The organism is Campylobacter concisus UNSWCS (assembly GCF_000466685.1).
Taxonomy (GTDB): Bacteria; Campylobacterota; Campylobacteria; order Campylobacterales; family Campylobacteraceae; genus Campylobacter_A; species Campylobacter_A concisus_A.
The window spans coordinates 1-12,482 of record NZ_ANNG01000018.1; the positions used below are offsets into that span (position 1 = coordinate 1).

At 37.1% G+C, this 12,482-nt stretch carries 9 protein-coding genes; 7 read left to right on the forward strand and 2 right to left on the reverse strand.

The features are described 5' to 3' along the window. Nucleotides 1–533: 533 nt before the first annotated feature. Entirely contained in the window at nucleotides 534–2,951 is a 2,418-nt protein-coding gene (gene lon / locus UNSWCS_RS05350; protein WP_021087643.1) for an endopeptidase La, read from the reverse strand. Between the two features lie 8 nt (nucleotides 2,952–2,959). After that, a complete protein-coding gene (locus UNSWCS_RS05355; protein ID WP_021084369.1) occupies nucleotides 2,960–3,607 on the reverse strand; it encodes an outer membrane protein assembly factor BamD in 648 nt (215 codons plus the stop codon). Nucleotides 3,608–3,719: 112 nt separating this feature from the next. Here UNSWCS_RS05355 and fliW point away from each other — a divergent pair, with 112 nt between their 5' ends. From fliW to UNSWCS_RS05390, 7 genes are all read left to right on the forward strand, one after another. Beyond that, nucleotides 3,720–4,106 carry a flagellar assembly protein FliW gene (fliW, locus tag UNSWCS_RS05360; protein ID WP_021087648.1) on the forward strand — a complete coding sequence of 129 codons (387 nt, stop codon included), beginning with the start codon at nucleotides 3,720–3,722 and terminating at the stop codon, nucleotides 4,104–4,106. Between the two features lie 53 nt (nucleotides 4,107–4,159). Continuing rightward, nucleotides 4,160–8,515: a hypothetical protein gene (locus UNSWCS_RS05365; protein ID WP_155242299.1), complete on the forward strand. Its 4,356-nt coding sequence runs from the start codon at nucleotides 4,160–4,162 to the stop codon at nucleotides 8,513–8,515. Beyond that, a complete protein-coding gene (locus tag UNSWCS_RS05370; protein ID WP_021087649.1) occupies nucleotides 8,509–9,150 on the forward strand; it encodes a prepilin-type N-terminal cleavage/methylation domain-containing protein in 642 nt (213 codons plus the stop codon). The genes UNSWCS_RS05365 and UNSWCS_RS05370 overlap by 7 nt, the downstream gene beginning before the upstream one ends. Beyond that, complete coding sequence (locus UNSWCS_RS05375; protein ID WP_021087650.1) at nucleotides 9,147–10,067, forward strand: prepilin-type N-terminal cleavage/methylation domain-containing protein; 921 nt, start codon at nucleotides 9,147–9,149, stop codon at nucleotides 10,065–10,067. Before UNSWCS_RS05370 ends, UNSWCS_RS05375 begins: the two co-directional genes overlap by 4 nt. After that, the gene (locus tag UNSWCS_RS05380) at nucleotides 10,067–10,510 is read left to right on the forward strand and encodes a hypothetical protein (RefSeq protein WP_021087645.1); all 444 of its coding nucleotides are present in this window, start codon (nucleotides 10,067–10,069) and stop codon (nucleotides 10,508–10,510) included. The genes UNSWCS_RS05375 and UNSWCS_RS05380 overlap by 1 nt, the downstream gene beginning before the upstream one ends. Nucleotides 10,511–10,590: 80 nt before the next feature. Further along, nucleotides 10,591–11,118, forward strand: coding sequence for a ribosome hibernation-promoting factor, HPF/YfiA family (hpf, locus tag UNSWCS_RS05385; RefSeq protein ID WP_021087646.1), 528 nt, complete (start codon nucleotides 10,591–10,593; stop codon nucleotides 11,116–11,118). A 488-nt stretch (nucleotides 11,119–11,606) separates the two neighbouring features. After that, nucleotides 11,607–12,482: hypothetical protein (locus UNSWCS_RS05390; protein ID WP_035143561.1), on the forward strand; the 876-nt coding region annotated here is incomplete at its 3' end.

Below are 12,482 nucleotides of genomic sequence, written 5' to 3' on the forward strand. Positions count from 1 at the left end.
ATTGACTACTAAAATTTGGCTTCGCTTACAGCTTAGCTCAAATTTTAGAGCCGAAATTACTCGTTCATGAAATTTTAAAATTTGCCTGACACTTGCCCGATGATAAAGCGCATGCAGCGCTTTAGCGCCATTGCATGCACCTTGAACGTGCGAGGGGTTTAGGGGAAGTAAAGGGGGATAAGGGGACGGCTTCGTAATTCAAGTCCCCTTGTCTCCCTTTTAGAAGAAAAGTTTTTAAATTTAAAGTCCATTTTTTCAAAAAAGAGAAACACGCTATTTTGCAAATTTTAAAATTTCATTCACTCGCAAGAATTGACTACTAAAATTTGGCTTCGCTTATCGCTTAGCTCAAATTTTAGAGCCGAAATTACTCGTTCATGAAATTTTAAAATTTACTAGAAATTTCCGCGTTATATTGTTTAAATTATTAATTGCTTCTATGCGCTATATGGTTTTTTGCTTGAATTTTAGGATCATCAAAATTTATAAATTTTTCTAGCCCCGAGTGAGACAAAATGGGGCTAGAATAAGGATTATTTTTTATCTACAAGAGCGTTTTTTAAGACGTCATCGATAGTATCTACGGCGATGATCTTCATATCAGCTTTTACTTCGGCTGGGATATCGACAAGGTCGCGATCATAGTTTTTACGAGGTATGAGAGCTGTTTTGATGCCAGCTTTGTGAGCGGCGATCAGCTTCTCTTTTAGTCCGCCGATAGGTAAAACTCTGCCAGTTAGCGTGATCTCGCCAGTCATTGCAATATCGTGCTTGACTTTTGTGTCAGTTAGTATCGATGCGATCGCAGTTGCCATCGTGATACCAGCGCTTGGACCATCTTTTGGCACAGCACCCTCTGGCACGTGTAAGTGAAGGTCGTAGCGTCTATAAACGTCGCTGGCTTCAAGCTTATGCTTGTCATCATCAAATTTTGGCACAATAGCCATCGGCACTTTTAGTTTTTTGTTATCTATCAGCACTTTTACGACGCTAAATGCTATCTGAGCGCTCTCTTTCATCACGTCACCTAGCTGACCGGTGATCTGCATATTGCCTTTACCTTGGATCCTGATAGCCTCGATCCTTAGCACGTCGCCACCGACACTCGTCCACGCGAGGCCATTTACCAAGCCGATCTGGTCTTTTTTATCCGCTGGCTCGATCTCATAGACCTTTTTTTCTAAAAACTCTTTTAAATTTTTAGCCGTGACGCTAATCTTACCTTCATTCTTTTTGGTGAGGATTTTTTTGGCGACTTTTCTTAGTATGTCAGCGATCCTGCGGCGTAAATTTCGCACGCCACTCTCTCTTGTGTAGTCGCTTATGATTAGCTCAAGTGCCTCTTTGCTGATGCTTACATCACTTGGTTTTAGACCGTGCTTTTTAAGCTCCTGAGGCAAGAGATATTTTTTAGCGATCTCAAATTTCTCTTGTGGGGTGTATGAGCTAAGCTCGATAAACTCCATCCTGTCGCGAAGTGCAGCTGGTATCATGCTCACGTCATTCGCTGTGGCGATGAAGATGATCTTACTAAGATCGATGTTGAAATTTAGGTAGTAGTCTCTAAATTTGTTGTTTTGCTCTGGGTCTAAAATTTCAAGTAAAACAGCGGTCGGATCGCCTCTGTAGCTTCTGCCGACCTTGTCGATCTCATCTAGTACAACCACTGGGTTCATTTGCTTGGCTTCTATGAGCCCTTGCACGATGCGGCCTGGCATAGCGCCTATATAGGTGCGGCGGTGGCCTCTTAGTTCGTTTACGTCCTCAAGTCCGCCAAGTGCGATCCTAACTAGCTCGCGCTTTAGCGCCTTTGCGATCGAGTTTGCAAGACTGGTTTTACCCACACCTGGAGGGCCTGCAAAGCATAAAATGGCGCCATTATTTACCTTTTCGCCAACGCCCCTAAGCTCCAAAAGCTCACGCAATGCAAAATACTCCTCTATGCGCTCTTTTGGCTTCTCTAAGCTGTAGTGATCGGCATTTAGGTGCTTGCTCACTTCGGTGATAGATGACTTTTTTTTAGCTACATTTTCAAATGGAATTTCAAGTACCCAGTCAAGGTAGCTTTGCAAGGTGTTTGCATCTGCTGAGTCTGGGTGCATGCGAGAGAGCTTGTCTATTTGTTTTTTGATCTCCTTATAGGCATCCTCAGCCATAAATTTCTTCTTCGCATCAAGCTTTTTATTATACTCTTCAAGCTCTTCTTCTCGGCTCGTGTCCGCTCCAAGCTCAGCTTGAATTTGCTTTAGCTGTTCTTTTAGAAAGTACTCTTTATTTGTCTTGTCGATCTTTGAATGGACTTTATTTTTGATCTCTTTTTGAAGTTTGTTTGCCTCGATCTCTTCGATGACATAATCTATGAGCTTTAGTAGGCGCTGCTCTAAATTTTCCTCGACAAAAAAGCTATAAGCGATCTGTTTTTTTAGACGAAGTGCGCTTGAGACTAGGTCGCAAACTCTGATAGCTTCAGCACTCTCTTCGATCGTTTTTAAAAGATCAGGTGGGAAAAAGTGGCTAAACTGCGAAAGCTCTCTTACTTTTTCTCTTAAAACTACGATTAGAGCGTCAGTTTTGACCTGTGATGGGCGCTTGACGTGGAGCATATCGACGATGCCGCGGAGCGGATTTATGCCTGATTGTTTTAAAATTCTGCCCTTGTCGATGCCCTGAAATAGCACTTTTACGCGTCCGTCAGGTAGAGGCACACGGCGCATTATCGTGCCGATAACGCCTGCGTCATAGATGCCGTCAAAGTCTCTAGCGCCGTCTTGCTGTGGCTTTGTAGGCACGACAAGGATCGGCGTTTCACCTTGTATGGCAAGTTCAAGCGCTTTTAAATTTTCTTCGTCGCTTAAAAAAAGCGGTGTTATCATAAATGGATATAAAAATAGCTCGTCCTCAACGATGATAGGGATCTCAGTTGGGAAGCTTTTGTTTTCGTTTATTTGCAAAATTTCTCCTATTCAAACAGTTTTCTATACCATGCCACGTCAGGTTTGATAAGGTCTGAGTTTTTAAACGGCGACTCTTCTAGCTTTTGCTCGTAAATTTTAGCCGAAACATCACGGCCAGTTCTCTTGTAAAGATCTGCTATTTGCATGTCTAGGAAGTAAAGCGCTAGTTTAAATTTGATAAGCATAGTCTCGATAAGTGGCTTATACTCAGTGTTTGGATACATATAAAGAAATTTTTCGATCTCAGTTACGCTATCTTCCATTAGCTTTTGGTTGCGGTTTGGCTGGGTAAATGAGTCAAAATTTGCTTTTATCTTTAGATACTGAGCAAATTCTGTTTTTGGGCCGTTGTCGCCGTATCTTTTGATGTATTCATCAAGATAGTGATTTGCCATGAGATACTCTTCGTCATTTGCGTGAGCTTGGGCAAGGATGAGTAAAATTTGCTCCAAAAGTGGGCTTGCAACGTGCTCGCTAGCCATTGAAACATAGTGTTTATCAGCTGACTCCAGATCGCCATCTTTGATGTCAGCGATGACCTGAGCGTACCACTCATCTGGAGTTAGATTGTAAAGTTCGGTGTATTTTTCAGCACAACCACTAAAAAGCCCTAAAAGAGCTACGACTGCTAGAAATTTAGAAAATTTTTTCATGCTTTTCCTTAAAAATTTTAAATTCGCTTATTTTACATTTTTTGGCATTATTTTTGTATAAATTTTTTAAAACTATGCTAAAATAAGGCAATTTTACAAAACAGGAGTTAGTATGATTTTTAGTGTTAAAAGCCCTATTTTAGGCTTCGAGCATATCAAGACGATGGAACTTATTGAGCTCGATAAATTTTTTGTTAAGCTAGCGAGCAAAGATGACGAAACATCTTTTACAATGATAAATCCTTTCGCGTTAAGAAGTTATGAATTTGACATCCCAAGCTACTATGAAGAGCTTATGGACATTAAGGAGAGTTCGCAACTTAGAATTTACAACATCATCGTAGTTGCGCTTCCGCTTGAAAAATCAACCGTGAATTTCGTAGCTCCTATCGTTTGCAATATGGACAATATGACTTTATCTCAAGTAGTGCTTGACGTTACAAAATATCCACAATACGGACAAGCTGAAATGATAGAAAATTTCATACAAAAGCAGTAAAACATCTATAAAATCAATGATTGATTTGTTATTGTTATAAGGAGGGCATTTTCTTGCGTAGGATAGTATATCTACTCTGTTTTGTTGTTACATTTAGTTTTTCTGCAGTTAGAGAGTGCACACCAAGTGAAAAAATTTCTTTCGGTTGCAACCTCCCTCCACGTGGAAATATAAGTTATAAATGTATGATAGATGACGAAAAAGATAACTCTGGCTCTTCTAAAAATATCCCACATTGTATAAAAAAATTTAATAGAACTTGGAGCATATATACGACAAGTTTTTCTGGTGGTGATGTCGATAATGGTGGCATGGCTAATAATGGCTACTATGTATATGTTCCAAGCAATAGTGCAAAAAGAGACTTGGTTGGAGCGGTAGATAATAATGCAAAAGATGGCTTAACCATAAGAAAAGTAAATGGTAAAAATATCACTAGAGTAAATGGAGATATGGCTGTTATTGGTGCTACCATTTTGTTACCAAACTCAGCTTATTATGGTGATGGGTATAAATTTACACCTTCGACAGGCTCACTTAGGTCTAGTATTGTAAAAAAATCTTTTATAAATAATGCAAATTTTCCTGCAAATAGCTCAAAAATTTGTCAAACTTCTTTTATATATGATCCAAATGATACTTCTTATTGTCAAAATTCAGAGGAATCCACTTTTGATTTTAGTGAAAAAAACACTTATATACAAAATAACCTAAAAGGTGAAAACATAGTCTATGCTAGGCTTTATTGGGCTGGGTCTATCACACAAAACTGGACTGTTCCTTACGATACAGCAAATAGTGGCATAAATTTTTATTCAAATGCTATGAAATTTTTAAAAGGCTACTCACAAATAGATTTTAAAGTCCCTGGTAAATCACAAGCGATAACTATAGATGCCAAGCCAGAAGATATAAAATGGCTTGGCTCTTTTAGTGAGTATCGTCCAAAATCTATGTCGTATTCTGTTTTTATGGCAGATTGGTCTGCTCCTCAGCAAATTGCTGTTAAAGCTGGCATAACTTATCTATATACAGCGAGTGCAGATGTGACGAAAGAGGTAAGAGAGAGTTTTGGAACTACTTCGCAAGATAGAACATTTGCAGCTGGAAATATAAGGGCTACCTCGGTTGATCCTAGACCTGATTTTATAAGTATAAATGATACTGAAGCGGTTATTAGAGGGGGGTATAATTTAAAAATATCAGATTATCCAGGTTTTTCGAGAACCGGTTCTTTGCTATATTTTCTAGGGAAAGATAGTAGTGGCTACTGGGATCAATACTCTCCTTCGCAATATGCTGGTTGGACTTTGCTTATCATATATAATTTTGATGATAAAACTGCTAAAGATGAAAATATAGATACAAAGCTAGTTACTATATATGATGGACTTAAGATGTTAGCACCTGAGCCTATAAAAGTAGATAGTCCTAGCAGTGCCAACTTTGATGATGTTGAGTTGAGATTCGATGATATATATACTCCAAAGAGTGGAGATATAGATGCAACATTTACTATGTTTGCTCTTGGCTCTAAACGTGAAGTAGATGGAGAAAAGATACAGATACAAAAAGCCTATGAACCTTTTCATGATAATGACAATAGTGATACGGTCTATAATGCAGAAAACCCAAGCAACAATCAATTTAACTCGTCTTTTACAAAATTTGGCGCTCATATGAATACAGATAGAGTTTATAATAACCAATTAGATTTAGATGTTTTTAACATATCGAATTTTGCTTATAATTCACAAGATTCACTTAAGATGAAGGTAACGGTTGCTGAGAGGAAATATACTGATTCCTCTGGCAATAATATAACAACAAGTGAAAATATAAATTTAGCACTTGTTGCTTTTTCTAACCGTGTATATAAACCACATGTATGTTATGTAGAAGATATTAGTTATAAAAAAAAGCCAGATGACCCGAATTTTATACCATTAGCAAAAAACTCTTTTATAAAGTTGCCAAAAGGTGCTATTTTAAAAACTATCTTAAAAGTAAAAAATCCCACAAATGAAGCTGTTACTAATTTTGCTCTTAGAGCAAAGATAAGTGAAGGACAAATTTATAAAGACGATACATCTGCTGCGATAAGAGTTGTCGCAGAACCATCATCCTTTTCTGAGAGTAATCCTTTGTATCAAAAATTTAATGACAATGATGGCTTACAAAAGTTAAGTGGGGATACACTGACATTTTTTTTAGGACATGGTGCTAAGCCAAATGTAGGTGGAAAGCTAGAGACAAATGGTGCAAATAGCGCTTATGCCGTTTTTGAGACTAAACTTGATACAAAATTTATAGAAAATAGCTATAAGGCTACGATAGCAAACAATAATTTAGATCTAACGCCATATGAAATAGATATGAAAAAGTGCGATCCCTACTCACATAATATAGAAATAGAAGAAGACGAACCAAATAATTTTTTACCAAGCACTAATCAAGACGATGGAAGCGGAAAAAATAAAAATAGGCTTCTTACTCAAATAATAGGAAAGCCTTTTAATGTATATATAACAAACTACGGAGAAGACGGTAGTAAAAAAGAGCCAAATTCTTTGGTAGGAGATGTAAAGGTAGAGCTAGTTAAGTCTTGTGATGATGATACAAGTTTATATGTAGGCGAAGATAAAAATCTATATAAAAAAGATGATGTAAAATTTAATGGAAAAAGCGAGGTCTTACTAGAGGGCATCAAGGTAGATAAGGCATATAAGAGTCTTAAATTTAGAATTTCACATACAAGAGCTTCGCAAGCCACTCCTGCGACACAGACCAAGATCGTAGCATGCGAAAATTTAGATGACTTTGCTGTTAGACCTAGTTATTTTGCTGTATATGACACAGATTTAAATGCTGTTGTAAGAAAAAATCTCGACCTTGTAGGTGGAAAATCATACACAAACTACAAGCTCGCTGCTTTAACAAGTGATGACGTAATAGCAAAAGGCTATATAAATACGATAGATGGCATAAGCAATTCAAATGAAGTTGCCGGTCTTCATCCTATGAATTTAGTCGGTTGTGATGCTTCAGGGTTATTGAGTGACAATAGACTAAAAGTTGTCTTTGACAAAGAGAATAAAGCCATCGGTAATATTTTTAGATTAAATTCTTCTGGGGCTGAAGAGCCATTTTCGTTTTCTGATATAGGTAATGCATACTTTGAGATAAAAGATACAAGCTATACTAGAAACGATAAACATGTAAGTCCAAGAGCAGACGACTGCGTGAGAGACTCGAGCGAGAATGACCCTAGTAAAGACCCAGACAACGAGGGTAGGGTTGGTTGTGATATGGCGATAAAACAAGGAAATAACATTTTATTTCAATTTAAGCCAGAAGATCTTGAGATAAGTAATCTAAAAATAATACCAAGCGATAGTGTTACCTATATCGATAGTAGCCATCATCAAAAGGTGAAAGTGACTTTTGATGTTGTAGCAAGACTATTTAACCGCGACACCGCAACTTTTTATAAAGACGGATGCTATGCTAATGTCACTAGTTTTGATATAGGGCTTGATCAAGTGCCATTAAACTACACAGATAATGACGGAAACGCTGGCACGCTCGAAAAAGCAAATGATGAAATTTTATTCTTTCAAATACCTTTTTCAAGGACAAAAAAGCGCATTGGACCAACTGCGACAAAAGGAATGTTCTATGTTGATAAGAGTGCGTTTAAAGATGGTAAAGCGACTGCTGAAGTCTATTTTAATTTTGCCAGAAAGGTAAATCTTGCAAAAAATCCTTTCACAGTCTCAAGTGATGACTTTGGGTTTAAAAGCATAAGCGATGGAAAATTAGGCAGTGCGCCATATACAAAACCAGGTCCTACCGAAAAAACATCTGCTAAACTTTACTATGGCAGGGTCTATGCACCGTATTATGAGGGTTCGTATCTAGGATTTATAGCGAAAATTTACTATGGAGCCTATTGCAACGGGTGTGACAAAAATGAATATATGAAAGACCAAACAACTGGAGAGACATGGCAAGAATTTCCATCGGCTCCTTTTTGGTTTGTTAATCCACACTATAGGGCATCGATGCTTGCATTTTCAGATTTTAGTTTTACAAATAAAATTAGTGAAACCATTTTAAGAAATGATGTAAGCGCTGTCCAAGACGGTGTTCAAACTATCTTTATAAGCAATCCAAAAGCAGTCACTGATGTGGTTAAAATGCATGCAAGAGAGTGGCAGATATATAATGAATTTGATAAAAATGCAGTAACAAGCGACTTTAATGTGAGATTTCTCGTGCCAAATGGCGACTGGGCTGGTAAGACCTTAAAAAGTGGCTCAGATAGAGGCGATGTAGGAAATGTTGTAGGTGGTGAAAATAACTTTAACGATCTAAGTGATAAGACAAATAGGAGAATTTCTTGGTAAAAAGAGGCTTTTCTCTTATAGAGCTTATCCTCTCTATCATCGTCGTGGCGATAATTAGCATCTCAATACCTCTGGTTTTAAAAACGACATCCGAGCTAAATCAAAAGGCTATTACACAAGAGAGCTTGATGAATGCTAAAACCTATATAGGACTTATCTTAAAAGCTCCTTTTAGTAATAGGATCATAAAAGCCTCAAACGTTAGTGCTAGCGCTGAGACAGCTTGTTTTTTTCCTATCATCTTAAAGCCAGGCGATAAAAGAAATGAATTTTATAAGATAAACAAAATAACAGGCGATGGGCATAGAGTTTTTGCCTATGAAAACTCACCAGACCTAGAGCCACCTGATGCATCGATAAGGTCGGTAGATTATTACAGTAAAAGAAATAAAAATTTAAATACGGCAAATCAAAACAGAGACTATATCGTCGGATCAGACTATAACGCCACAATAAAAAAGGGCAATGGAGACTTTAAGCCAAATTTACCACTAAAAGGCAGTGACGTAAAAGAGATAATAGTAACTGTTACCTCATATAAAAATGACACAAAACAAGAGACGACATCAGTGTTAAAAGCCTACGCTTTTAACCTAGGTGAGGGCGGCTCGCTAAATACGAAAGTATGGAAATGAAAAGAGCCTTTACTCTCCTTGAGCTTATAATCGTCATAGTCATCCTTGGCATCATCGCTATGATGAGCTTTAACGCTATAATGAACATCTACTCAAACTACTTTCAAACAAGGACAGTAAATGAGCTCGAGACGCAAACGGAGATCGCACTGGAGCAAATTTCAAAGAGGCTAGAGCACCGCATAAAGCCAAGCGTGATCGCTAGAAAACCTAGTGGAGGGTTTTTGCCACTAAACGATAGCAGGGTAAATTTAAATAGTGGCTATGAAATTTTAGAATTTATCCCTTATGCGTATGAAATTTTTAACGATGTGCCTTCTGGTAATAAAGCAGGCAGATATAGTGGCTACGCAGATCTTACTAAAAGCTCGCCAGCAACTGGTCTAATAAGTCCGGGAAGCAATTTTTCTACTGAAGTTGTTGAGACCATAAAAGACCTAACTTGCAAAGAAAATGCGAGTGGATGTGTTGATTTTAAAGACAAAGATGGTGGCGTTGTTGCGATATTTTCTGATGTTTATTATGATGTGCAAAACTCTTTTGGATATAAAGGTATTTTAAATTTAGACATAGCAAAAGTTGGTGTAAAAAGCATTGATGGTGACACTCTAGAAATTTCTGGTTTTGCAAACAAACAAATTTCAGAACAGTATCATCTAGCCTACACAGCAAATGCCATAGTGCCAGAGCAAAGCGCTGATCCAAAAGATACAGCAAATGGCGTCTTTGATCTAAATTTATACTACGACTATCGTCCATGGATGGGACAGGGCTATAAAAATGGCGAAAAAGCAACCCTTGCCAAAAATGTTACGAGATTTGTATTTATAGAAAAAAATGGTGTCATCGTGCTAAAGCTTTGCATGAGGGCAAAAAACTCAGAGATAACCATCTGCAAGTCAAAGGCGGTTTATTGATGAGGCGAGGATTTACGCTCATTGCAGCGATATTTTTTGTGGTGATCGCAAGCTCTATTTGTATGCTAGCTCTTTCGATCGCTAGCACTTCAGTTAAGCAAAATAGCGAAATTTATCTAAGAGAGCAAAGTGAGCTAGTAGCCCGTGCAGCGACAGAATACGCCATGCTAGCTATCATAAGCAATGACTTTAGCACCACTTGTCTAGGGAACCAAAGCGAAAATGCAAGTGAAGACAATCCGATAGCTGGCGAATTTGGTGATCTCTTTACCTTTAAAGTATATGTAAAATACTTTGGCGATATGGGCATTTGTTCTGGTGACGCAGTGGCTGCTACTGGAGCAAATCAAGGCACGATAATGCTCGATGTCTTTGTCAGTTCAAAACCAGGAAAAGCCTCAAATCCTATAAATTTTCACAAACGAACTCTTCAGAAACTTTAAAATTTTATAAAGATTTTACTTTAATTTGCTTTTAGTTTCGTCGTGTTATAATCATCTTACTTTCTATAAAGGAGATTGCGATGAACATAAGCATTGTAGGAAAACAATTTGAGCTAACAGAGCCCATCAAAAACTACATCCAAGACGCTTTTGACACCCTTGACAAGTACAACCTTGACATCATCTCAGCAAGATGCGTAGTAGGAGCAGATGAAAAGCAAGGTAAAAAGGGCTTTAATGCAGAATTTTCTCTAAATATGGCACATAAAGACACGATAGTCGTTCGCCAAAAAGATAAAGATCTCTATGCAGCGATCGATCTTGCTATTGAAAAGGCTTCAAAAGTTTTAAGAAGAGAGCACGATAAGAAATTTACCGTAAAAGGCAAGGCTGATGATAAAGAATTTCGCTCGAGAATAGGCGAAGAAAAGATCGAAGGTGTCGAAGAGATCGTGCCTATGGAGCTTGAAATTTACAAACCTCTAGAGGTAGAAGAAGCGCTTGATAAACTAAAATCAAGCGATAAACAATTTTACGTATTTAACGATGTTGATGCCAAAATGCGCGTCATCTACAAAAGAACAGACGGAACTTTCGGTCTTTACTAAAACCAGGGGGCAGCTTTGCCCCTAAATTTGCTAATGATTTATCTTAACCATTATCTCTTCAAAATTTTTATAAATTTGTCATCCCGCTAAAGTAATATTTTTATAAAGTCAAACTATCTTATAAAAATATCAATCAAAACTTAAATAATCTTTTTTAGATATTGTTACATTTTTACACATTTAACATTAAAATTTTTAAACTCTTGCATAATCATAAAAAACTTGATATCTCAGCTATGAGTTGAATTTTTATCTTAAAGATATTATTAAGCGCATTATATTTTTTATATAAATTTTTATATTTATGTTTACTTATCCTTAAAATATAATACTAATAACTCTTAAATTTATTTCTATTATTTATTTGTCACTTTTATGAAATATTTTCTTAATATTTATTAAATATAAATAGAGAAAAATAACAAAATTTAAGTAAAAACTAAGCGGGGGGGGATAATAGGGCAACCAAATTTAATAAAGGAGTTGAAATGAAAATTTCAAAGATTGCGTGCGTAGCACTTCTAGGTGCTAGTTTTGCAGTTTCTAGTGCGTTTGCAACGCCAACGCCACAACAAAGCGCCTATGATACTGCTGTATCTAACAAAGAAAATGCTATTAAAGCTAATAAAACCAGTCAAAAAGAGAAAGCTGATGCTTTCAATAATGTAATGACTCAAGTTAAAATCTTGCAAGGCATCAAAGAGTTAAAAGATTGGGATGGCACTAATACAAATACCGATCCTGAAAAAGCAAAAACTTTCAAAAAGATCTCAGACGCAGTTGCTGCTATAAAAGATGAGCTAACTAAGATAAAACCAGCTAGCGGTTCTTTAGAGTTAGTAGCAGCTGATAAGACTTCAAAGCTAACTATCGATAACACAGGTGCTGTTAAGGTTAATATCGATGCAAATGGTGGCAAACAAGAAGCTACAGGCGATGTAATACTTGATTTTGCTAACCCAGCTACAAATGCTAATGACATAGCTAAAATTTTTAGCGATAAAAATGCAAATGTATGGAATGAATTTGTTAAAGCATTTGCTGATGAGCATGCTAAGCTAGTTAAAGAGCGTGATGAAAAACTAGCTGATGATATAAAAAATACTCTAGACCCAGCTATCCAAGAAAAAGCCGTTGCTCTTGCTACAGCTGAAACAACTGCTACAACTTATGAAGGCACAGTTAAAAATTATGATGCGCTTAACAATGCTCTAAAAAATGATGTAGCTGCAAAAGAAAAAGTAAAAGCTGACAAAGAAAAAGAACTTGCAACTGCTGTTAAAGCTTTACAAACAGGCGCTGACAAAGATAAAGTAGCTCTAAAAGGCACAGATGCAACTAGCATCGCAAAGCAAGCTGATGCA